The organism is Snuella sedimenti, assembly GCF_016428595.1.
GTDB lineage: Bacteria > Bacteroidota > Bacteroidia > Flavobacteriales > Flavobacteriaceae > Snuella > Snuella sedimenti.
The window spans coordinates 49,733-73,148 of the sequence record NZ_JAELVQ010000011.1; the positions used below are offsets into that span (position 1 = coordinate 49,733).

Below are 23,416 nucleotides of genomic sequence, written 5' to 3' on the forward strand. Positions count from 1 at the left end.
ATTCTACTCCCCTATAATTTGAAGGTTTGTAAATTCTTTTGAAACGACCAATGAGTTGTTTTCAAACTGAACGTCATTAAAATCAACATATTCGTTATCAACTTTAATGGATTTCACTTCGAAGGGCAACCCGAATAAATTAATTTTGAATGTAGAATAAGGCGTTACATACTGACCTCTTTTATGGATGCGAATAATTAGTTTGTTTCCATTACCAGCTAAGTTAAATTTCTTTAAACTATAGCGCCCTTTGGTGTAATCGTAACCGTCATTGGAATCTTCATATAACTCAGAATCTTCTTTTCCGTTTTTGTAATAGACGTCTAAGCCAATCTGCTCTAATTTTTTTTCACCAACATATTGCTGTACTGGATACTTAGGGATAATAGCACCTGCTTTTACAAATAGAGGCATGGTGTCTAAATCGGCATTTACCCAAGTTTCCTTGCCTCCTGTAACTAATGTTTTATCCCAGATATTATACCATTCTCCACGAGGAATATACATTCTCCTTCCTTTGGAGTTCGGTTCATTTATAGGGCAAACAAGAATCTGTTTACCACAAATAAACTCGTCTGTTCTATAATGGGTTTGAACATCTTCTTGATCAAATAACACTAGTGACTTTATCATTGGAGCATTCTCATGCGAATAGTGATAAAAGGCTGTGTATAAATATGGGAGTAACTCATACCTCATTTCGATGAACTTACGAACAATGTTTGTAATTTCTTCATCAAAAGCCCAAGGTTCTTGCTCTCCATGATCTCCAGAGGAATGTGTTCTACAAAATGGGTGAAATACGCCTAATTGAATCCAACGGGCATATAATTCGCCATTAGGTTGTTCTGCAAATCCGCCAATATCCGACCCAGCAAAAGAGAATCCCGACATAGCAAGACGTTGTGCTTGGGTATTGGCAATTTGTAAATGTTCCCAACTGGCAACATTGTCTCCCATCCATGTAGATGTATAGCGCTGTGTACCTGAATATGCTGAACGGGTAATAACGAACGGCCGTTTAGGATAATTAAAACGTTTTAAACCGTGATAGGTAGCCCTAGCCATTTGCATTCCATAAATGTTATGTGCTTTTTGATGGCTACAGGGGTTACCATCGTAATCGTGGCGTACATCCATAGGGAATGTTTTTCCGGGAACTTCCATAACGGCTGGTTCGTTCATATCGTTCCAAACACCTTTTACACCTATGTCTTCTATAAGTTCTTTAAATAAGCCTGCCCACCACTCTCGCACTACAGGCTTTGTGAAATCGGGAAAGTAACATTCGCCTGGCCATACTTTTCCTTTCATATAAGGGCCATCGGCGCGTTTACAAAAATAGTCATTTTCCAATCCTTCTTTAAAGACACTGTACTCGGGGTCTATTTTAATACCTGGATCGATAATAACAACGGTTTTAAAACCATCGTCAGCCAGTTCTTTTACCATTCTTTTTGGTTCGGGAAAGTATTCTTTGCTCCAAGTAAAACATCTAAAGCCTTCCATATAATCGATATCTAAGTAAATGGCATCACAAGGAATCTTTAGTTTTCTAAACTTGCTTGTAACTTCCTTTACTTTAGATTCTGGATAGTAACTCCACTTACATTGGTGATAGCCTAAAGCCCATAAAGGCGGTAATTCTGGTGTCCCAGTTAAGTCGGTGTAACTTTTAACAACATCATTCATTTCGGGTCCGTAGAAAAAATAATAATTCATTTCCCCTCCTTGTGCCCAAAAGCTAGTAACATTACGGCGTTCATGACAAAAATCGAAATAGGTTCTAAAGGTATTATCAAAGAAAATACCGTAAGACTTACCGCTGTGTAATCCGGTATAAAACGGAATGGCCTTATATATAGGATCTGTGTGTTTTCCAAAAGCATACGAATCGGTTGCCCAATTTTCAAAGCGACGCCCTTTTAGGTTTAAATGTTCTGGTTTGTCACCCAGCCCATAATAACTTTCACCATTTTGAGCCGACTTGCTCATTTTAACAATATCGCCCCCTAACTCATAACTTTCTTCCCAATGGAAGCCCAATTCGTCTTCGCATATTATACTACCGTCTTTTACATCATAAATAGATTTTCTTAAATCTTGTTTATTGATATGGCAAATTAATTTAGCCGTGGTAATAATGTATTTTTCTGCATCATCGGTTATTTCTAAATGATTATAACCTCTGCTGGCATCTTCATCGATGGCATAAGAGAAATCTCTAGTGAATTTTCCAACCGTAGTATACCTAAAGCGCAAAACGCTGTCTCTTATTACGGTAAGCTGAAGAATAATATTGTTTTTTGTTGAAAAGTGTAGGACATCTACATTCTTTTTATAGTCTGTTATATGTGATGGGAACAAATTCCCTTTGTATTCTAACTCTGTATTTAATATCATAAATAGTACGTATTAATTAAGCCGTGAAATTACTAAAATTACGAGGTAAATAGGGTTGTTTTTTATGAAAAAAAACACATAAAAACTGTGTAAAACGCAAATAGTCAGTTAGATAATTGAACGATTCTTAAATCAAATTAGATTTTATACTTAAAGATAGAGATAGCCAATGGCGCTAAGGTAACTTCTGCCGAATGTTTTTTACCATGCCAAGATGATCTTTTGGTTGCAATTGCCTTGGAATTAGCAATACCACTACCTCCAAAAACCTCAGCATCACTGTTAAATAGTTCTTCCAACTTTCCTTTATAGGGAAGGCCTATTATATATTTTTCTCGCACCGTTGGTGTTAGGTTACAAGTAACCACTACGGTCTCTTCGGGCGTTTTTCCTTTTCGGATATAGGCCATAACACAATTTTCATGATCGTCGTAACTAATCCACTCAAAACCATCATGATTAAAAGCATTTTCATACAACGCAGGAGTCGATTTGTATAGCATATTTAATGCCTTATAAAAGTTTTGAAACTTTTTGTGGGGTTCAAAATCCAGTAAATTCCAATCTAAACTCCCTTCAAAATTCCATTCGGCATATTGCCCGAATTCGCTACCCATAAACAATAATTTGGTTCCGGGGTGCGTAAACATGTAGCCATATAAAAGGCGTAGATTAGCAAAGCGTTGCCATTCGTCGCCAGGCATTCTCCCTAAAATTGATTTTTTGCCATATACTACTTCATCGTGCGAAAGTGGTAACATAAAATTTTCGGTAAAGGCATAGGCTAAACTAAAGGTTATATCGTTTTGATGATACTTGCGATAAATAGGGTCTTTAGAAAAATACTGCAAGGTATCATGCATCCAACCCATCATCCATTTCATTCCAAAGCCTAATCCTCCAAGAAAAACGGGTTTAGAAACACCGGGGAAGGCTGTAGACTCTTCTGCGATGGTTTGCACATCGGGGAAAGATCTATAAACTTCTTCATTTAGTTCTTTTAAAAAGGCAATGGCTTCAAGGTTTTCCCGACCGCCATAAATATTGGGTTCCCATTGACCATCTTCTCTTGAATAATCCAAAAATAGCATAGACGCTACAGCATCAACACGTAAGCCATCAGCATGGTACTGGTCTAGCCAAAAAATAGCATTACTTATTAAGAAGGAGCGTACTTCGTTCCTTCCATAATTAAAAATCAAGCTTTTCCAATCTTGATGGTATCCCTTACGTTTGTCGGGGTGCTCATACAAATGTGAGCCATCGAAGAAACCAAGACCATGGGCATCTTCGGGAAAATGTGATGGTACCCAATCCAGAATAATACCAATATCGTTTTGGTGTAATTTATCGACTAGGTATTTAAACTCTTCGGGGTAGCCAAAACGCGACGTCGGGGCGAAATACCCTGTAATTTGATATCCCCAAGAGGGGTCATAAGGATACTCCATAATGGGCATCAATTCTACATGTGTAAAATTCATGTCCTTAACATAATTTACCAGATCGTCTGCCAATTCGTAATAAGATAAAAAACGATCCTCTTCCACTTGTTTTTTCCAAGAGCCCAAATGTACTTCGTAAACTGAATACGGTGCATCCAAAGCATTATGCTTCTTACGTTTTTTCATCCATTGTGTGTCTTTCCACTTATATGCACCATCCCATACAATGGAAGCTGTTTTTGGTGGGTGTTCACAACGTCTGGCATAAGGGTCGGATTTTTCGGTTATAATGCCATTATTATGACTATGGATTCTGTACTTGTATAGGTGACCTTTCCCCACATGGGGAATAAAACCTTCCCATATACCTGAGGCATCCCAACGTACATTCAAGGGATGTTCGTCTCCATTCCAGTAATTAAAATCTCCTATTACGTGAACTTGTTTTGCACTAGGCGCCCAAACAGCAAAGTAAGTGCCCTCTATACCATTAACAGTGGTAATGTGCGATCCAAATTTTTCGTAAAGACGATAATGCTTACCGCTTTTAAATAAGTTTATGTCGAAGTCGGTAAAAAGACTATAAGCGATTACATTGGTCATATATTATATTACAAATCCATTAGGAATTACTGCATTTTGTTTAATAACTACTATACCTTCTTTAATAACATAACTATCGGTTTCTATATCTTCTAAGTGCGGCCCTCCATTAATTCTTACATCGTCACCTATGGAACAGCCTTTATCAATAATGGCATTTTTAATAAAACAACGTGCGCCTATGCCAATGGTGCTAATTTTTGGGTCGTTTACCTCATCCAGACTTTGATAAAAATCACTTCCCATCATATAAGTGTTAATTACGGTGCTCTCATCGCCTATTCTGGAACGAATTCCGATTACAGATTGTTCAATTTTGGCAGCACTTATAATACAACCCTCGGCTATTACTGTTTTATTAAGCGTAGTGCCACTTACTTTTGTTGTAGGAAGCATACGTGCATGGGTATAAATACGTTTGGATTTGTCGTATAAATCAAACTTTGGAATATCTGCTGTTAAGCCAATATTAGCTTCAAAGAAAGAGTCTATATTTCCAATATCGGTCCAATAGCCTTCGTATTGGTAACTCAATGTTTTATGGTGCTCTATATTTTGCGGAATAATCTCTTTACCAAAATCGATAGTATCTGGATTGTTCATCAATTCGATTAAAAGGTCGCGGTTAAATATATAAATTCCCATTGACGCCAAGTAATTACGTCCTTCTTTTTTCATGTCATCACTTACTTCCGATACCCAGTCTGGCAATAAACTGGCATCTGGTTTTTCAATAAAGGAAGTTATCACATTTTTATTGTCGGCCTTTAAGATTCCAAAGGATGTGGCATCCTTAGCGTTTACAGGAATAGTGGCAATCGATATTTCAGCTTTACTTTTTATGTGGGCCTTTAACATTAATTCGTAATCCATTTGATATAGCTGATCTCCAGACAGAATTAAGACATATTTAAAGTTATGTCTTAAAACATGGTGCATACTCTGGCGTACGGCATCGGCTGTTCCTTGAAACCAACCTTTATTGGCAGGTGTTTGCTCGGCGGCCAATACATCGACAAAAGCACTGCTAAAGAAACTAAAATGGTACGTGTTTTTAATGTGGCGGTTTAGGGACGCAGAGTTAAATTGCGTCAATACAAACATACGTTTTATATCAGAGTTGATACAGTTAGAAATAGGGATATCGACCAATCTATATTTACCTGCAATGGGTACTGCTGGCTTCGATCTTGATTCTGTTAATGGATGTAATCTTGTTCCTTGTCCTCCTCCTAAAATAATGGCTAAAACATCATTGTTTATCATACTTTCTAATTTATTGCGTTATATAATTCGATATATTGTCTTGCAGAAGCATCCCACGAATGGTCTATGCTCATAATATGTGTTCTAATAGTATTGAACCGTGCTTGGTCTTCGTATAATTTTACAGCTCTTTCAAAAGCTGTTACGATAGCCGAAGCGGTGGCTTCTTCATGGCAAATTCCAAAGCCATTGTCTTCAGAAATATCAACAACCGTATCTTTCAGGCCGCCAATGCTTCTTACAATAGGAATGGTACCATAACGTAACGCATACATTTGATTTAAACCACAAGGCTCGACCCTGGAAGGCATAAGCAGAAAATCGGCTCCGGCATATATAATATGGGATAAGGCCTCGTCGTAACCTATAAAAGCATTATAATTGCCCTCTGTCTCCTCTTTTAAATCCTCTAAGGCACTTTCTACGTCTTTATTCCCCGATCCTAAAAGTAAAATAGATAGCTTGTTTGTTTTAAGAGCTGTTTTAAAGGCCTCGGGAAACAGATCCGATCCCTTTTCGCCTACAAGTCGCCCGATAAATGCAAATAAGGGTTTGTTAGAATCTAACTTAAATGTATCGCACAAGTGCTTTTTGTTTGCCAGCCTGCCTTCGGCAAGGGTATCGACACTATACTTCTGCACGATGAAATCATCGGTTTCGGGATTCCATACCTTCCAATCGATACCATTTAAAATACCTACACATTTAGCGTGTTCATGACTTAACAAATGTTCCAATCCGTTGGCAGCGGTTTTTAATTCTTCCATATAACTCGGGGAAACCGTAGTAACACGCCAAGCACATTTTATAGCGGCGGCTAATGGGTTTATAACACCGCCCCAATCTAGTAAGCCAACGTTATTAAAATTGAAAGAGGGTATTAAATTAACTTTATCATGTGAAAACCAACCTTGGTATTGTGCATTGTGAATGGTTAATATGTTGGGGGTCTTTCTAAAGGCTTCGTACTTATAACTTTCTTGCAACATAAATGGCACAAGCCCTGTGTGGTGGTCATGACAATGAATAATAGCGGGGTATTGGTCTATAGTAAGTAACCAATCTAAAGCCGCGATTTGAAATGCCAGAAAACGTTCGGTGTCATCGCTAGAATAAACATAATCTTTAAAAAGGAGTTTGGGAACATCCACAAAAAAGAGATCAAAGTCTATAGGTGAATTTTCAAGTTTTAGAATACGAAATTCAAAGCTTGTTTCTCCAAGCAGTAGCTCAGCATTATATATTGACGAAAAGCGGTGTGCTTTAGTAAACTTATTATTATAAAACGGCATGATAACCTGCGATGTCACTGTAGCACTGTTTTGATATTTTGGTAATGCCCCTACAACATCGGCAAGCCCTCCAACTTTAGCAACCGGATAGCATTCTGCACTTAGATGAATAATGTTCATAGATAATTTTGCGTATGTTATAAACTTACAAAATAAATGTTAAGATTACTAGGTGCATCTTATTTTTAAAGATATTATTGTGTATCTCTAATTAATCAGAATTATCTGTAAGGAAACCATACTAAATACAGGTGATAATTTTTAAATTTTAAATTTAGATACAATAATATTAATCTTTCCATGCACATATTAACACGATATTTTATATTTTAGACGAAAAAGATTACAACAACCATGTGTAAAAACATTGCTTTATTAATATTCTCTTTCTTTAGTCTGTACAACCTAAACACACAAAGCACTTCGTTTAAACAACAACTGGACAGTATACAAGAACTTAGACATTTATCTAGAAATGAAAATTTGAATCTGGAGACAAGGATAATGCATGCCAAAGAAGCCAGTGAACTGTCCCATAAAATGGGAGTGGATTCTATTATCTTAAATTCTGATATGAAGTTGGCTTACATCTTTTCAAATCACAAGAAATATGGTAAAGATTCTAAAAAATTGTACTATAAAAATTTAAAACTAGCCCTTAAATTAAAAGATACAGTTTCTGAAGCATATGCAAATTTTCATTTAGGATATTATTATCAAGTACATAGGAATATAAATGATAGTGCTTATTATCATTATAATGTTTCCTTAAAGTTGTTTAAGAATTCTAATAGTATAAAAGATGATGAAAAAATAAGGATAATATCAATCATATATTTAAATGTTGGAAATTTACAAAAAAATGGAAATGACTACATAGGGAGTCAGGCTTCAGTAATTAAAGGTATCGATCTTTTAAAATCAGTACCAGATAGAATGGATAATATAGATACATTAGGAGCTCTATACGAATTGTTAGGGGTCAGTTTGAAGCAACTAAAACTATACGATGAAGCCCTCATATATCATCAAAAGTCATTAGAGTTTAAAAATAAACTACCAGATAATTACATAGATAAATTATACAGTAAAATTAATATAGCAGAACTCTATAAGGAGAAAGGTGATTATAATAAAGCCTTGTCCATATATAATACTTTACTTAAAGATTCTTTATTATTTGAAAAAGATCTATTAAGTTATGCTGATGTTATTAACAACATGGCGTATGGTATGTACCTGTCAGGTGACAAGAATTATGATAAGATTGACGCCTTGTTTACAGAGGCCTATAAGATTGGTGACAGTTTGGATGCCCCATACGAAATAGCAGCCGGGGGCAACGACATGGCTACGTTCTATCATGCCACTGGCGAAAATGAAAAGGCGAGATACTACGCCGATCGATCCTATAAAATAGCCAAGCGGATAAAGAATAACTTTGAAGTCCAGCGCTCACTGTTATTGCTCTCCAAACTTACACCCGGCGATTCGGGAAAGGCTTATCTGTATGAACACATCCGGCTTAACGACAGCTTGATACACGCCGAGCGTAGCAACCGTAACAAATTTGCGAGGTTACAGTTCGAAACGGATGAGTATATAGAGAAAAGTGAACGCCTAAATGCCCAGAACATCCTGATCTCTGTTATTGCTGGTATCCTTATTCTGGTTATGGGATTGCTCTATATCATCAAATCGCAACGTGCTAAGAACAAGTCCTTAATTTACGAACAGGCACAACAGGAGTCCAATCAGGAAATCTACAACCTGATGCTTGGTCAACAGGAAAAGCTTGAAGAAGGACGCTTGCGGGAACGACAGCGTATCTCGGAAGAGCTCCACGACGGCATCATGAGCCAGCTCTTCGGGGTACGTATGGGTATGGGTTTCCTAGAACTGGAAGGCGATACCAATACCATGGATCAGTACAAACAACTAACTAGAGAACTACAGGCTCTGGAGGAAGGGATAAGGAACATATCGCACGAGCTCAAGGACAGTTTATTACCTCCAAGGATAGACTTTTTATCCCTGTTGGAATCCTACCTAAAGAAGCAAGGTGAAGTTGGTCGCTTTAACTACGAAATAAACGATACCGAGGATTGTTCCCTGGATTCATTGGACAACAACAAAAAGGTAACGGTATACCGTATCGTCCAGGAAGCCGTTCAGAATGTTATCAAACATGCCAAAGCCAAAACGGTTACGATTGCTTTTACGGAACACGAAGACATCCTTCAAATTACCATAACAGACGACGGTACAGGGTTCAACCCCAAAACGAAACCCAAAGGTATCGGACTTAGGAACATTGAATCACGGGTACTGAAGCACCAAGGCGGTTTTGAGATCATTTCAAAACCCGGTCAAGGAACAACATTGATAATATCTATACCTGTTACTTAATCGTTTAATTTTAATACTGCCATAAATGCCTGTTGTGGTATTTCTACATTACCTACCTGACGCATACGCTTTTTCCCTTTTTTTTGTTTTTCAAGAAGCTTACGCTTACGGGAAATATCACCACCGTAACATTTTGCGGTTACGTCCTTACGTAAAGCTTTTATGGTTTCACGCGAAATAATTTTTGCACCAATGGCAGCTTGTATAGGTATGTCAAATTGTTGGCGCGGTATGAGTTCTTTTAGTTTTTCACACATTCTTTTACCAATATACTGTGCGTTATCGGCATGGATTAAAGCAGAAAGGGCATCAACGGGTTGTGCATTTAACAGGATATCAACACGAACCAATTTTGAAGATTTCATACCTATAGGGTGGTAATCGAAAGAGGCATAGCCTTTGGAAACTGTTTTTAAGCGATCGTAAAAATCAAATACTATTTCGGCCAAAGGCATGTCAAAATTTAGTTCCACACGATCGGTCGTTAAATAGGTTTGATTGGTAATCATACCTCTTTTTTCAATACAAAGCGACATGACATTTCCAACAAAATCGGCTTTGGTAATAATGGTTGCTTTTATATATGGCTCCTCTACTCTATCCAATCCAGAAGGATCGGGCAAATCACTTGGGTTATTTACAATAATGATTTCATCAGGGTCTTTTTTTGTGAAGGCATGGTAAGATACGTTGGGCACCGTTGTGATAACGGTCATATCGAACTCGCGCTCCAAACGCTCCTGAATGATCTCCATGTGTAGCATTCCCAAGAAACCACAACGGAATCCAAAGCCTAAGGCTGCAGAACTTTCGGGAGAAAAAATTAAAGAGGCATCATTAAGCTGTAATTTTTCCATCGAAGCACGTAGCTCTTCATAATCCTCCGTATCGACCGGATAGATACCTGCAAATACCATCGGTTTTACATCTTCAAAACCTGAGACAGCATTTTTTGTTGGATTTTTAGCATCGGTAATGGTGTCCCCTACCTTCACTTCTTTGGCTTCTTTGATTCCTGTAATGACATAGCCTACGTCACCTGCCTTTATTTCTTGTCTTGGGAATTGTTTTAGTTTTAGAGTCCCAACTTCATCGGCATAATAGTTTTTTCCAGTAGCGATAAACTTGATTTCCTGATTCTTTTTAATAGAGCCATTAATGACCCTAAAATAGGTTTCAACGCCACGAAACGGGTTGTAAACAGAATCAAAAATTAAGGCTTGAAGCGGTTCATCTGGATTACCTTTTGGTGCGGGAATACGCTCGATAACAGCTTCTAAAATATTATCTACACCAAACCCTGTTTTACCGCTGGCATGGATAACTTCTTCGGGGTCACAGCCTAATAAATCAACAATGTCATCGGTAACCTCTTCTGGGTTAGCACTAGGTAAATCGACCTTATTCAGAATGGGAATGATCTCTAAATCATTTTCTAAAGCTAAATATAGATTAGAAATGGTTTGGGCCTGTATGCTTTGCGCTGCATCTACAATAAGTAAGGCGCCTTCGCAAGCCGCAATAGAGCGGGATACTTCGTATGAGAAATCTACGTGTCCCGGGGTATCAATTAAATTTAAAATGTATTGTTCTCCCTTATGGGTATACTCCATTTGAATGGCATGCGACTTAATGGTAATACCACGTTCACGCTCTAAGTCCATATTATCTAAAAGCTGGTCTTGCTTTTCCCTATCGGTTACCGAACCGGTAAAGTCTAACAAGCGGTCGGCAAGGGTACTCTTACCGTGATCTATATGTGCAATAATGCAAAAGTTTCTTATATTTTTCATAAAGGAATTTATACCTTGGGATAATTTGCAAATATAGTTCATTTATGTGAGGTTTGTTTAATATTTTAAAGGGAGTCTTTTTCATCTAACCTTAGGTATAGCGTTAAAAATGTCATATAATTACGTATCTTTGCAGCTTCAAAAAATAATGTAACATACTGTGGTTAAGATTGGTAATATAGAATTAGGTGATTTCCCTTTGCTTTTAGCGCCTATGGAGGATGTAAGCGATCCGCCTTTTCGAGCACTATGCAAAGAGCAGGGAGCCGATGTGGTATATACCGAGTTTGTATCTAGTGAAGGTTTAATTCGTAACGCAGCTAAAAGCGTTATGAAGTTAGATATTTATGAAAAGGAGCGCCCAGTAGGTATTCAGGTGTTTGGAGCGAATCTGGACAGTATGTTGCAAACGATTGATATTGTAGCCGAATCGAAACCGGATATTATCGACATTAATTTTGGGTGTCCCGTAAAAAAAGTTGTGAGTAAAGGCGCTGGTGCTGGTATTTTAAAGGATGTATGCCTAATGGAACAACTCACTGCCGAAATGGTAAAGCGTACCAATATTCCTGTTACGGTAAAGACCCGATTAGGCTGGGATCATGATTCTATTCGCATTGTTGAGGTTGCCGAGCGCTTACAGGATGTAGGCTGTAAAGCGATTGCCATTCACGGGCGTACGCGGGCACAGATGTATAAAGGTAATGCCGATTGGAAACCTATAGCTGAGGTTAAAAATAATCCGAGAATGCATATTCCGGTATTTGGGAACGGTGATGTAGATACACCTGAAAAAGCTATGGAAATGCGTGATAGTTATGGTTTGGATGGTGCTATGATTGGTCGGGCGAGTATTGGGAATCCATGGTTTTTTAAGCAAGTAAAACACTTTTTTGAAACAGGTGAACACCTTGCTCCTATTTCTTTGGAGGAACGGGTGGAAGCGGCACGCAGGCATTTACAAATGTCCATAGATTGGAAAGGTGAAGTATTAGGGGTTTTTGAAACCAGAAGACATTATACCAATTATTTTAAAGGCATTCCGCACTTTAAGGAATACCGTACCAAAATGGTTACAAGCGATCGTCCCACAGATGTTTTTGCTGCTTTCGATGAAGTTTTAGATGTTTTTGCCAACTATCCGTTTGCGTGATACGTTATTAAAAATACTTAACCCCGCTTTAATGTTAATTATCAGAACTTCTCTTAATTTTTATACCACCACGCTTTTTTATACATAGCTGTTTTAGCCACACGCTCACGATTATTCAATTGTAAGTAATTACCTGTTATCTGCTTACTACGGTAACCTAATACATGGAAAATAGATTTTGCAAAAAACCTGGCAATATTGAGATTTACTTTTAAAATGCCTTCTTTTTTATCCAACCATGAAATACCTGGTAATAAAATAAGTAAGCCGTCCATTTTTAAACGCCTTAATAATGCAGATATGGTTAAAAAAATAGGTTTAATACGCATAATTATAAAATAACCGTCAACGCCTTTATTTTGGTATAATGGCATAAAAATTTTGGCATTGTACTCAGACTTTAAAACAACTCCATTGTTTACAGCCAATGCAGTTCCCTTTTTTATGTCCTGAAAGCTTTTAAAGCCATTATGCATTTTAAAATTATCTTTTGAATGTATGGAGTGTAAATAAACTATTTCAAAAAAATCAAACGTCTTTTGTGCTTGATCTTCCAGTTGTTTGTAATAAATCGGAAATTTTGGTAATGCTTCCTCATTTAAAACACCTGAATACACCAAAGTTAAATAAACAAAGGCTATACTATTATTCACTGCATCGGCTGCATCATGTTGTCCAGACTCAAAACCCAAGGATACATATCCCAACTGATTGATATAACTTAAAAGCGCTCCATTTAAATATTCTTCTATTCCTAGTACAATAGGGACTGGAAATTGTTTGGAAAATCGACGATTTATCAGGGCATCATTAATAGTTATAAAAGGTAGGGTATCACTGGAAGTACTATGTAAATCGACAAAATAGAAGGAACCGCTATGGCTCTCTATAATAGAACTTAAAAGTTGTAATAAAGCCAATTGCTCTACCTCTTCGGTATTCAAAATAAACTTCTCTTTAGTCTTTTTTATTTGATCTTTGGTCCAAAGTCGGTTTAGGTCTTTATCGTGAAATCTTATATGCGCTTGCAGCGCTTTTAAATTACCCGATATACCATAAACTTTTCCTCGAACCTGATTAGCATCTAACTTTTTAAAAACCTCATTCAAAGCAAAAACACCAGAGGTCTCATTACCATGAACACCTCCAAAAAATACAACCGTAGGGCCGTTGGTTGTTCCTTTAACTTTTCCTAAGATACGTTCAACAGTTATTGTTTCAGCTAGTGCTTTATTGTGTACAGAGATCATTTAGTAAAAATCGTTTTTAGTGATTAGTCCTACCAACTTTTCATATTTAACTACTGGAAGGCATCCTATTTTATGTTTTGTCATTATTTGTTTAGCAGCTTCAACAGACATGTACTCTCCTATTGTTATGATCTCTCTTTTCATGATTTTATCAACCGCGTTAAATTGTTGCTTAGGTGTATCTAAATACAATTTAACATCGGTCCAGGTTAATAAGCCAACAAGGTTTCTATCACTATTGATAACAGGCATATGATGAATGTTCTTCCATTTCATAATTTGTAAAACCAACTCAATACTGTCTTTTTTGTTGACCGAAAAAATATCTGAACTCATAATATGCTTTACAACACGTCGGTGGGTAATAGGTACCTCATCTGCTCTGTATAGCATATTCCAATTGGCAACTGGATGCCCTTTTTCTTGCTGTTCATAAAGCTTAGATGTAAGTATTTGCATGGCCTCATAGCGTTTATGGCTCTCCAATAAAGCTCTGTAATTTCTAATGATCCATTCCGATCCTGTTTGCTTCTGTACCCTATTTTTAATAACCTCCAGGTAAAACGCAGCATCACTAGACGAAACGCCCATATTTGACAATCCTTTGTAAGCCATAGGTAATAACTTCTCTAAGATTAAACGATGACTAGATATGTACTTACCATCCCAATAAAATTGTGTTGCCATACCATAACGGGCAGCATTTATAAAATTGGTCTTAACATCTTTAAAATCCCATTTTTCATGAATATTATTATATGCTTTGGGTTTTCCCATCATAACGCCTACCCAAAAGACCATGTTAGCAATTTCATCGGTGGTTGTTGGACCTGAGGGTATGTAACGGTTCTCTATCCGTAAACTGGGTTTATTATCCAAAACTCCATAACAAACACGATTCCAGGGGTACACTGTCCCGTTATGAAGTTGTAAGGCTTTTAATTTTGGTATCTCATTACGATTAAGCATATCCACACTATCCATAATAAAATGGGACGTTAAAAAACTTCGGAATCGTGAAATATTGTCTTTAAATATATCTGTTGTATTGCCTGTCTGCCAATCATTTCCAAAACTTACCCTTGATGGTTTTTCATTCAACAAATAGGTATGCGCCCGTGTGTCCATACTTTGCGCAAATAGTGCAATACGTGTTTCATTCCACAGTTCTTTTCCAAAAATTATGGGTGAATTAGCACAAATACCCAAAACCGGTCCTGAAATGGCCTGTGCCCAATTATACATATCAACAAAATGCTTAGGAGAAACTTGTAAATGCATTTGAAAACTGGTATTACAGCCTTCGAGCATAACCGAATCGTGTAATATATTCAATTCGTCTACACCTTTTATATGAATATCAAAACTTTGTTTTCTTGAACGTCTTAAAACTTCGTTTAAAACCTCATAACGAGCAGCATCGGTCATACTCGATTCATCCACATCATTAACCGATAAGGACGGTAAAATGCCTGTTAAAATAAGTTTTATATTCTTTTTAGCTGCGGCTACTTTTGCTTTATTCAATAAACCATTCAACTGGCTATGCAATACCGAAAAACAATTGTCTTTAAGTATAAGGGGATCCAAGTTAATTTCAAGCGCATACTTACTTATTTCTGTTACAAAATGTTTATCGTTAATATTTTTTAAAACAGCGGCTGATTGATTGGCAGGTAAAAAATTATCATGTACTAAAAAGAATTCCTGTTCGGCTCCTATACGAATAGGCTCCTCCTCCATCATTTCCTTTTCGAGCATTAAATCCAACGCTTTAATGTCATTTAACAAATGATGAATATAATTAGAACGATCCCTTTTAGTTTTAAGTTTTGAAATATTTAAATCTCCCATAACTGTTAATTATTTAATACCTTTTCATACTATACTACCTTGAATTACTAGTTTACATTTTTAAACATATTAAATTACTACGATTCAACCTTTTAAAACATGATTTTTATCATGATGATATATCTCTGACGCCGTGTGGATTGTTATTGCTATTTTTGTATAGATAAAACAACATATGACTGCAACCTATCCTAAAAAAGAGAAACTTAAAAGCAAAAAGCTTATTGAGCAATTATTTTCAGAAGGACAGTCAGTATCTGCGTATCCTCTACGTTTGGTCTATCTCCAAACTACTTTTAATGATGGTACGCAATTTAAAACTGGTGTATCGGTAAGTAAACGCAACTTTAAAACTGCAGTAGACCGTAATAGGATAAAACGCTTGTTAAGAGAAGCCTATCGACTGAACAAAGCTGTATATTTTAACAACATTACAACACACTATGCGTTTATGATTTTGTACATTGGTAAAGACAAACCAAGCTTTGCGCTTGTTGAAACAAAAATGAAGCATTTGTTTGAAAAGTTATCGAACAAAGTCTTAGAAAAATAAATACTACAGTGATGAAGCATTTAATACAAAAGAAAATCTTAATACCTGTATTGGCCTTTACCCTCTTTTTTACGGGAACAGCTTTTAAAAACGATTTTTTTGAAATTGCCAAACAAATAGAAATCTTTACAACCTTGTTTAAAGAACTCAACATGAACTATGTTGATGAAACCAATCCGGGAGATTTAATGGATACAGCCATTAAAAGCATGCTGGCAGATCTGGATCCATATACAAACTTTATGAACGAACAGGATGTTGAAGCTGCTAGGATTAATAATACAGGTGATTATACTGGTATAGGAGCCAAAATAAAAACCTTAAAAGACAAACTGGTAATTATAGAACCTTATAAAGACTATCCTGCTGATAAGGCGGGACTTAAAGCTGGAGACGAAATAATTAAAATTGGTAATATCCTTGTTGAGAACCACAAAGAAAATGCAGGCGACCTACTTAAAGGTGCCCCTGGTAGCACAGTAGAAGTAACTTACAAAAGACAAGATAAAACACAAACTACCAGTATAGAAAGGGCTGAAGTAGAAATAAAGGCCGTTCCCCATTTTTCAATGATCGACCAAAAAACAGGTTATATAGTTTTAAGCAGATTTAACAACAAAGCATACTCCGAAACAAATTATGCCTTAAGAGATCTTAAAGCGCAGGGAGCCAATCGAATCATTCTGGATTTAAGAGGAAACCCCGGTGGTTTATTAAACGAAGCTATCCGTATTGTTAACTTATTTGTGCCCAAAGGACAATTAATAGTTACTACTAAATCTAAAGTAAAAAAATACAATAAAACCTACTACACCAAAGACGAACCTATAGATACCGAGATTCCTTTGGTAGTTTTAATTGATGGAGGTAGCGCCTCGGCTAGCGAAATTGTATCGGGCTCCTTACAGGATTTGGATCGTGCCGTTATTGTGGGTTCAAGAAGTTTTGGAAAAGGCTTGGTACAACGACCTAAACGATTAACCTACGGAACGCAATTAAAAATCACCATTTCCAGATATTATACACCTTCTGGACGCTGTATTCAAGCTTTAGATTATTGGCATAGGGATGAAAAAGGCCAGGCCATTCGTGTAAAACAAGAAAATTATAACACGTTTAAAACCAAAAATGGACGTAGTGTTTTTGATGGTGGTGGTATTCTACCCGATGAAACTATAAATCCACAAAAGAATTCAGCTATTATAAACGCAATTGTTAATAATGATCTCATATTTAACTATGCAACCAATTATCATTACAAACATGACATAAAGGATATCAATAACTTTAAACTAACAGACGCTGATTTTAGAAATTTTAAGGCGTTTTTAAAATCCAATCATTTTTCATTTGAAACAGAAACAGAAAAAGCACTTCTAAAAGTAATGGAAACAGCTAAAAAAGAAGCGTTAAACGATAATATACAAACAGATTATAATACATTAATAACGAATTTAGAAACATCTAAAACGCAAGTTCTTAACGAAAATAAAGATCATTTGTTGGAATTATTAACAGAAGAAATTGTAAAACGCTATGTATACAGAGAAGGTTTATATGAGTATTACAAAATACATGATGCAGGAATGAAAATAGCAGCAGGTATTTTAAAAAGTCCTGTTACCTACGCTAAGTATTTAAGATAAGATTTTGTAAATTTATTTATATAATTAAATATAGTATATTTATAAACTTATTCCTTCATTTTAATATGAATAAGCTATTCACATTTATAATACTATTACTTTACGGTAGTATGGTTCATGCTCAAAATAATATAACGCATGACGTATATTTTGAGACCGATAAATATGATCTTATTCCTACCGAAGAAAACCGTTTACTTTTATTTATTTCCAGTTTAGCCGATGTCGACATTGAATCTGTAGCTATTTTTGGCTTTTGCGACGATGTTGGTGCTGCAAGCTATAACCTAAAACTTTCCAGGCAACGTGCTGAAGCCATTAAAACTATTTTTTCCAATCATGAAATAAGCGAATCTTTAATTACTAATGTTGATGGTAAGGGTGAAGTATTATTAAAAATAGTAAACGAAAAAAACATTTCGAAAATAAGAGGCTTAAACAGAAAAGTTGAAATTATTATAAACCCCAAGCCTCCTATCATAAAAAAAGTTGAAGAAGAAACGCAACCTGTTGAAGAAAAAAAGAAGCCTACTGCCGAGGTTATAAAAGGAAAACTTAATGTAGGTGATAAAATTCGTTTTGAAAACATTTTATTTAAAACAGGTTATAGCACCGTTACTCCTGAATCTAAAAAAATATTGGAAGACATAGCAAATTCCCTAGTAGAACGCAAAGATATTTATTTTACCATTCAGGGTCATGTATGCTGTACGCAGTTTAGTAGGGATGCTGTAGACCGAAAAACAAAAAAGAGAAACCTCTCGGAAGCAAGAGCCAAATATGTATACGATTATCTTGCAAAAAAAGGTGTTAGTAAAAAACGTATGCGCTATTTAGGTATGCGTCGTAAATTTCCATTGGGTGGTGATCCTAAATACGACCGACGTGTTGAAATTGTGATTACGTATGTAGATGAAAAAAATTAATCTTTTAGCATTGCAACATGTGGAATACCATCTTCTAAGTACTGCTCCCCTATAGTCTTAAATCCTAAATTACTATAGAATTTTTTTAAATAAACTTGGGCTGAAATTTTAATTACAGTTGTATTAAAACAGTCATGAACGGCTTTTATAGATGCCTTCATAATATCGTAACCGTATTTAAAATCACGTTCATTTTTAGCAACCACTACCCTGCCAATACTGGCTTCTTTAAAATAATCGCCTGCTTTAAAAATGCGTGTATACGCAATAAGTTTATTGTTTTTAAAACCCAAAACGTGTAAAGCTTCTTCATCCTTTCCATCCAAATCTTGGTATACACAATCTTGCTCCACTACAAATACTTCGCTTCGTAATTGTAATGTATCATATAATTCGTGAATACTTAATTCAGAAAACCTTTTAATTTTTATTGTTAACATTAGTCTTGAACAATAATTTCTTTGGGATCATTTTTATTATACTCTGGTTGAATCGTAACATGGTTAATATTGAACTGTTTACTTAAAACCAATTCTATGTCCTCCAGTAATTTATTAAAATCTGTAATAGACAAATCCTTATATAAATCTAAATGCGCTTCTAAATGCAACTCGTCATCACTTAAACTCCAAATATGCACATGATGCAATTTTTTAACTTTAGGTAAATTATTAACAGCTCTTACAACATCTTTTATATTAATATGCTCTGGTGTAAACAACATGAGCACTTTAGTAGATGTTTTTAAAAGATCGTAACCTACCCAAATTAAATATAGGGCAATTAAAAAAGTAAGCACGCTATCTACCCAAAAAATTTGGTAAAATTTCATTAATATCCCCCCAAAAAGAACAGCAATACTTGCCAACATATCTGTTAATAAGTGTAGATATGCCGATTTTATATTAATGTTGTTTTTAGAGTCTTTCTTTAATAATAAAACACTAAAACCATTAAAAACGATAGCTATTAAAGCTAACCAAATTACTAAATTGGAATCTATAACTTGTGGATGCTTAAAGCGTTCAATAGCTTCTTTTATTAAAATAATAGCGACAATTATTAAAGTAGATGCATTAACAAAAGCTGCTAAAATTTCGGCTCGCTTGTATCCAAAAGTTCGGTTAACCGATGCTTTTTGTTTAGAAAGTTTAGATGCAACATAGCTTACTATTAATGAAAGAACATCGCTAAAGTTATGGAGCGCATCACTTAATAACGATAAACTTCCCGAAATTAAACCACCAACTACCTGGGCCACAGTAATCAATATATTTAAAAGAATAGAAATCATAAGATTCTTATCCTTCATATTGTGATGATGACTATGGTTATGGGAATGGTGATTATGTGCCATTTAACAAGATAGCGGAATTTTATCAATTCGTTTTTGATGGCGACCTCCTTCAAACTCCGTACTTAAAAAAGTATCTACCATTTCAATAACTTGTTGAATCGCTGTAAAACGTGCCGGAATGCACAATACATTCGCATTATTATGGCTACGTGTTAGTTCTGTTATTTCTTTATTCCAACACAAGCCTGCTCTTACCTTTTGGTGCTTATTGGCAGTCATCGCCACACCATTGGCACTACCACATATTAAGATTCCGTAATCTGCTTTATTTGTTTCAACATCATCAGCCACTGGATGTACAAAATCGGCATAATCTACACTATCATCACTATCGGTACCATAGTTATTAACAGTATAACCTTTAGCTTCTAAATGCTTTACAATTGCTAATTTATAATCCGTTCCAGCATGGTCGTTACCTATTGAAATTTTCATCTTTTTATATGTTATTTTAGACTTTACAAAGGTACTAACTAAAATCAATAATAAGTAATGTAGATTAGTATATTGATTACTTGTTAATAACTGTTGATTACTTTCTAAAAGTAAATCTATGATATTCCAATTATTTTTACAATCAAATATGTTAGCTATACTTCCAAAATTTTAAGTACTTTTTTTTAGTACTTTTTTTACAACTCAAAATAACAGATATAAACATGCATTTTTAAAATAGTTATTAGTAGTAAACAGAAATTTTACGTTGTTAACAACTGTTTATAGAAAATTAAAATGCATTTAAAATGAAGCTTTTAAAAAAATATAAGTTGTTAATTACCTATTAACAGACCGTAAAAAAACTATTATCAAAATAAAACATCAAAAAGTTATACCCGTTATTAACAGCCTATAATAACCATTATTTATTTTTTTAAATTTTAAAAAGAAACTATTAATAATATATATAATGTGGATAACTACAATTTATATGTTAAAAGCTTGTAAAATGATAAATGTTAAATTTAAAAAGGATGTTAACAAACATTTACTATCATTTAACATATAAAAAATATGATTTAATATTTAAGTTGTAGCTTTGTAAAAAATAAATAGCGCATCCTTCTCCTAAAACAATGCTATTAAATAAATGAATTTCCTGTATCTTAGGAAATGAAAATGATTACAAAAATTAAATGACAAGAAAGAAAAAGAGGAAATCGAATAAAGGTATTTCCAATCTCTCAAATACAATTTTGAGTATTTTAAAAAAAGAAAGAAACCAAGCTTTTAATTATAAACAGATTGCTGCCAAACTAGGTGTTAACGATGCCAGTAGTAGAAATCAAATTATTAAAAAATTAGCGCAACTAGCAGCTAAACAAGAAATTGAACAAGTAGAACGTGGCAAGTTTAAAGCCATTGTTAATACCGAATACCATACCGGAATATTAGATATGGGAGCAAAAGGATCGGGCTATATTATTTGTGATGATTTTGATGAAGATGTCTTTATAGCTTCTAATAATATGAATAAAGCCTTAAATGGCGACGAAGTAGAGTTTTACGTTTACAAAAGGCGGAAACGAGGTAAAATAGAAGGTGAAATAACCAATATTCTTAAACGTGAAAAAAGCGAATATGTTGGTGTAATTCAATTGCATAGCAATTATGCTTTTGTTATCCCAGATAGTAATAAAATGTATAAAGATATTTTTATTCCTATTAATAAAACCTTTAAAGCAGAAGATGGTGATAAAGTATTGGTAAAACTAGAAGATTGGCCAGAAAAAGCCGATTCACCTTATGGAAAGGTGATCAAAGTTTTAGGAAAACCAGGAGAACATAATACCGAGATTCATGCTATTTTGGCAGAATATGGACTACCCTATGAATTTCCATACGAAGTTGAAACCTTTGCCAATAACTTAGATACGTCCATTACAAAAGATGAAATAGCAAAGCGACGTGATATGCGCAAGGATTTAACCTTTACCATAGACCCTAAGGATGCTAAGGACTTTGATGATGCCTTATCATTTAAAGTACTAGAGAATGGCTTATACGAGGTAGGAATACATATTGCTGATGTATCGCATTATGTTAAGGAAGGAACCATTTTAGATGATGAAGCTTACGAAAGGGGCACTTCGGTGTATCTGGTGGATCGCGTGGTACCTATGTTACCGGAAGTTTTGTCTAATAATGCCTGTTCTTTGCGACCTAACGAAGAAAAATTAACTTTTTCTGCAGTATTTCATATAAATGATAAAGCTGAAATTAAAGAGCAATGGTTTGGTAGAACCGTAACCTATAGTGATGCCCGTTTTGCTTACGAAGAAGCGCAGGCCATTATTGAAAATAATATAGAGTTTGTTATTCCTGCGAAGGCAGAAATTTATAACAGAGGAGAAATTAACACTCAAATTTCACAAGATGTTTCATTAACGGAACAAGCATATAACACCAAACCCGAAATTGCCGAAGCCATACTGGTTTTAGATAGACTTGCTAAGCTAATGAGACGTAAACGAATGAAAGAAGGTGCTATTTCGTTTGATAAGGTAGAAGTTAAATTTAACTTAGATAAAGATAGTAAGCCAACAGGTGTGTTTTTTAAGACCAGTGAAGATGCTAATAAATTAATTGAAGAGTTTATGTTGCTTGCTAATAAAAAAGTAGCAGAATTTATAGGCAAACAAAGCCCTAAGAAAACTTTTGTATATCGTGTTCATGACGAACCGGATGATAGTAAATTAGCCAATTTACAAGGTATAGTCTCTAAGTTTGGATACAAGTTAAATTTTCAGGATAGAAAATCGATTTCGACATCACTTAATAATTTATTGAAGGATGTCGTTGGTACCAAAGAACAAAACCTAGTAGATACGCTTGCCATTCGAAGTATGAGTAAGGCCGAATACACAACACAAAATATAGGGCATTACGGATTGGCTTTCGATTATTACAGCCACTTTACATCGCCTATTCGTCGTTATCCCGATGTCATGGTACACCGCTTATTACAACATTACCTAGATGGTGGAAAATCTGCAAATACCGAAGCCTACGAAGACAAATGTCAGCATTCCAGTAATATGGAAAATCTAGCAACCAAAGCAGAGCGTGATTCTATCAAGTACATGCAAATACGTTTTATGGAAGATCATAAAAACGAGCATTTTGTTGGTGTAATTTCAGGCGTTACCGATTGGGGTATTTATGTAGAGATTATAGCCAATAAATGTGAAGGTATGGTGAGTATACGGGATATTAAGGACGATCATTATGCTTTTGACCAAAGTGTATATGCTTTAATTGGCAGACATACTAAAAACATGTATCAATTAGGTGACGAAGTGACCGTAAAGGTTAAAAATACAGATCTGGTAAAGAAGCATTTGGATTTTATTTTAGTCGATTAAATGTAAAATGCATTTGCTATTTCAAAGTATCCAATTTGATTACGATATAAAGTAAGAGGTATTTATTTATAAAAAGTATTTTGTTATCGAGACAAGTCTCTAAA

16 protein-coding genes are annotated in these 23,416 nt (G+C 35.2%); 6 read left to right on the top strand and 10 right to left on the bottom strand.

Annotated features, from left to right (window positions below; all coding sequences use genetic code 11):
* Positions 1–3: 3 nt before the first annotated feature.
* From JF259_RS10005 to JF259_RS10020, 4 genes are all read right to left on the bottom strand, one after another.
* A complete protein-coding gene (locus tag JF259_RS10005; RefSeq protein WP_199115181.1) occupies positions 4–2,403 on the bottom strand; it encodes a glycoside hydrolase family 31 protein in 2,400 nt (799 codons plus the stop codon).
* A gap of 137 nt (positions 2,404–2,540) precedes the next feature.
* Positions 2,541–4,451, bottom strand: coding sequence for a 1,4-alpha-glucan branching protein GlgB (gene glgB, locus JF259_RS10010; RefSeq protein WP_199115182.1), 1,911 nt, complete (start codon positions 4,449–4,451; stop codon positions 2,541–2,543).
* Between the two features lie 3 nt (positions 4,452–4,454).
* Positions 4,455–5,717 carry a glucose-1-phosphate adenylyltransferase gene (locus JF259_RS10015; protein ID WP_199115183.1) on the bottom strand — a complete coding sequence of 421 codons (1,263 nt, stop codon included), beginning with the start codon at positions 5,715–5,717 and terminating at the stop codon, positions 4,455–4,457.
* 5 nt (positions 5,718–5,722) lie between these two features.
* Positions 5,723–7,129: a glycogen synthase gene (locus JF259_RS10020; RefSeq protein ID WP_199115184.1), complete on the bottom strand. Its 1,407-nt coding sequence runs from the start codon at positions 7,127–7,129 to the stop codon at positions 5,723–5,725.
* Between the two features lie 234 nt (positions 7,130–7,363).
* Here JF259_RS10020 and JF259_RS10025 point away from each other — a divergent pair, with 234 nt between their 5' ends.
* A complete protein-coding gene (locus JF259_RS10025) occupies positions 7,364–9,418 on the top strand; it encodes an ATP-binding protein (protein WP_199115185.1) in 2,055 nt (684 codons plus the stop codon).
* Here the strand turns inward: JF259_RS10025 and lepA are convergent.
* Positions 9,415–11,211, bottom strand: coding sequence for a translation elongation factor 4 (lepA, locus tag JF259_RS10030; RefSeq protein WP_199115186.1), 1,797 nt, complete (start codon positions 11,209–11,211; stop codon positions 9,415–9,417). The two genes, JF259_RS10025 and lepA, sit on opposite strands and share 4 nt — an antisense overlap.
* A 160-nt stretch (positions 11,212–11,371) precedes the next feature.
* Here lepA and dusB point away from each other — a divergent pair, with 160 nt between their 5' ends.
* A complete protein-coding gene (gene dusB / locus JF259_RS10035; protein WP_199115187.1) occupies positions 11,372–12,364 on the top strand; it encodes a tRNA dihydrouridine synthase DusB in 993 nt (330 codons plus the stop codon).
* A 53-nt stretch (positions 12,365–12,417) separates the two neighbouring features.
* Here the strand turns inward: dusB and JF259_RS10040 are convergent, their stop codons facing one another.
* Both JF259_RS10040 and JF259_RS10045 read right to left on the bottom strand, forming a co-directional pair.
* The gene (locus tag JF259_RS10040; RefSeq protein ID WP_199115188.1) at positions 12,418–13,614 is read right to left on the bottom strand and encodes a succinylglutamate desuccinylase/aspartoacylase family protein; all 1,197 of its coding nucleotides are present in this window, start codon (positions 13,612–13,614) and stop codon (positions 12,418–12,420) included.
* Complete coding sequence (locus tag JF259_RS10045) at positions 13,615–15,468, bottom strand: CBS domain-containing protein (protein WP_199115189.1); 1,854 nt, start codon at positions 15,466–15,468, stop codon at positions 13,615–13,617.
* Positions 15,469–15,643: 175 nt separating this feature from the next.
* Between JF259_RS10045 and rnpA the strand changes: the two genes are divergently transcribed.
* The 3 genes from rnpA (at position 15,644) to JF259_RS10060 (ending at position 18,593) form a co-directional block, all read left to right on the top strand.
* Positions 15,644–16,021, top strand: coding sequence for a ribonuclease P protein component (rnpA, locus tag JF259_RS10050; RefSeq protein WP_199115190.1), 378 nt, complete (start codon positions 15,644–15,646; stop codon positions 16,019–16,021).
* Positions 16,022–16,032: 11 nt separating this feature from the next.
* Positions 16,033–17,667 (top strand): S41 family peptidase, encoded by a 1,635-nt coding sequence (locus JF259_RS10055; RefSeq protein ID WP_199115191.1) that lies wholly within the window; start codon positions 16,033–16,035, stop codon positions 17,665–17,667.
* Positions 17,668–17,732: 65 nt separating this feature from the next.
* Positions 17,733–18,593 carry an OmpA family protein gene (locus JF259_RS10060; RefSeq protein ID WP_199115192.1) on the top strand — a complete coding sequence of 287 codons (861 nt, stop codon included), beginning with the start codon at positions 17,733–17,735 and terminating at the stop codon, positions 18,591–18,593.
* On the opposite strand, the gene JF259_RS10065 is transcribed toward JF259_RS10060, so the two are convergent.
* Genes JF259_RS10065 through rpiB form a run of 3 tightly spaced genes read right to left on the bottom strand, consistent with a single transcriptional unit; the run spans position 18,590 to position 20,385 of the window.
* Positions 18,590–19,033 (bottom strand): GNAT family N-acetyltransferase, encoded by a 444-nt coding sequence (locus JF259_RS10065; RefSeq protein ID WP_199115193.1) that lies wholly within the window; start codon positions 19,031–19,033, stop codon positions 18,590–18,592. The genes JF259_RS10060 and JF259_RS10065 overlap by 4 nt on opposite strands.
* Entirely contained in the window at positions 19,033–19,950 is a 918-nt protein-coding gene (locus JF259_RS10070) for a cation diffusion facilitator family transporter (protein ID WP_199115194.1), read from the bottom strand. The genes JF259_RS10065 and JF259_RS10070 overlap by 1 nt, the downstream gene beginning before the upstream one ends.
* On the bottom strand, positions 19,951–20,385 hold the full coding sequence (gene rpiB / locus JF259_RS10075; protein WP_199115195.1) for a ribose 5-phosphate isomerase B: 435 nt from the start codon (positions 20,383–20,385) through the stop codon (positions 19,951–19,953). It abuts the gene before it with no gap.
* Positions 20,386–21,083: 698 nt separating this feature from the next.
* Here rpiB and JF259_RS10080 point away from each other — a divergent pair.
* Positions 21,084–23,312 carry a ribonuclease R family protein gene (locus tag JF259_RS10080; RefSeq protein ID WP_199115196.1) on the top strand — a complete coding sequence of 743 codons (2,229 nt, stop codon included), beginning with the start codon at positions 21,084–21,086 and terminating at the stop codon, positions 23,310–23,312.
* The last annotated feature ends 104 nt before the right edge of the window (positions 23,313–23,416 follow it).

What these genes read in the sequence shown, in the direction of transcription:
- JF259_RS10065 (WP_199115193.1), bottom strand. Translation starts at nt 19,033, where the DNA reads ATGTTAACAATAAAAATTAAAAGGTTTTCTGAATTAAGTATTCACGAA.
- JF259_RS10055 (WP_199115191.1), top strand. Translation starts at nt 16,033, where the DNA reads ATGAAGCATTTAATACAAAAGAAAATCTTAATACCTGTATTGGCCTTT.
- JF259_RS10005 (WP_199115181.1), bottom strand. Translation starts at nt 2,403, where the DNA reads ATGATATTAAATACAGAGTTAGAATACAAAGGGAATTTGTTCCCATCA.
- glgB (WP_199115182.1), bottom strand. Translation starts at nt 4,451, where the DNA reads ATGACCAATGTAATCGCTTATAGTCTTTTTACCGACTTCGACATAAAC.
- JF259_RS10040 (WP_199115188.1), bottom strand. Translation starts at nt 13,614, where the DNA reads ATGATCTCTGTACACAATAAAGCACTAGCTGAAACAATAACTGTTGAA.
- JF259_RS10045 (WP_199115189.1), bottom strand. Translation starts at nt 15,468, where the DNA reads ATGGGAGATTTAAATATTTCAAAACTTAAAACTAAAAGGGATCGTTCT.
- lepA (WP_199115186.1), bottom strand. Translation starts at nt 11,211, where the DNA reads ATGAAAAATATAAGAAACTTTTGCATTATTGCACATATAGATCACGGT.
- rnpA (WP_199115190.1), top strand. Translation starts at nt 15,644, where the DNA reads ATGACTGCAACCTATCCTAAAAAAGAGAAACTTAAAAGCAAAAAGCTT.
- JF259_RS10060 (WP_199115192.1), top strand. Translation starts at nt 17,733, where the DNA reads ATGAATAAGCTATTCACATTTATAATACTATTACTTTACGGTAGTATG.
- JF259_RS10080 (WP_199115196.1), top strand. Translation starts at nt 21,084, where the DNA reads ATGACAAGAAAGAAAAAGAGGAAATCGAATAAAGGTATTTCCAATCTC.
- JF259_RS10015 (WP_199115183.1), bottom strand. Translation starts at nt 5,717, where the DNA reads ATGATAAACAATGATGTTTTAGCCATTATTTTAGGAGGAGGACAAGGA.
- rpiB (WP_199115195.1), bottom strand. Translation starts at nt 20,385, where the DNA reads ATGAAAATTTCAATAGGTAACGACCATGCTGGAACGGATTATAAATTA.
- JF259_RS10025 (WP_199115185.1), top strand. Translation starts at nt 7,364, where the DNA reads ATGTGTAAAAACATTGCTTTATTAATATTCTCTTTCTTTAGTCTGTAC.
- JF259_RS10020 (WP_199115184.1), bottom strand. Translation starts at nt 7,129, where the DNA reads ATGAACATTATTCATCTAAGTGCAGAATGCTATCCGGTTGCTAAAGTT.
- JF259_RS10070 (WP_199115194.1), bottom strand. Translation starts at nt 19,950, where the DNA reads ATGGCACATAATCACCATTCCCATAACCATAGTCATCATCACAATATG.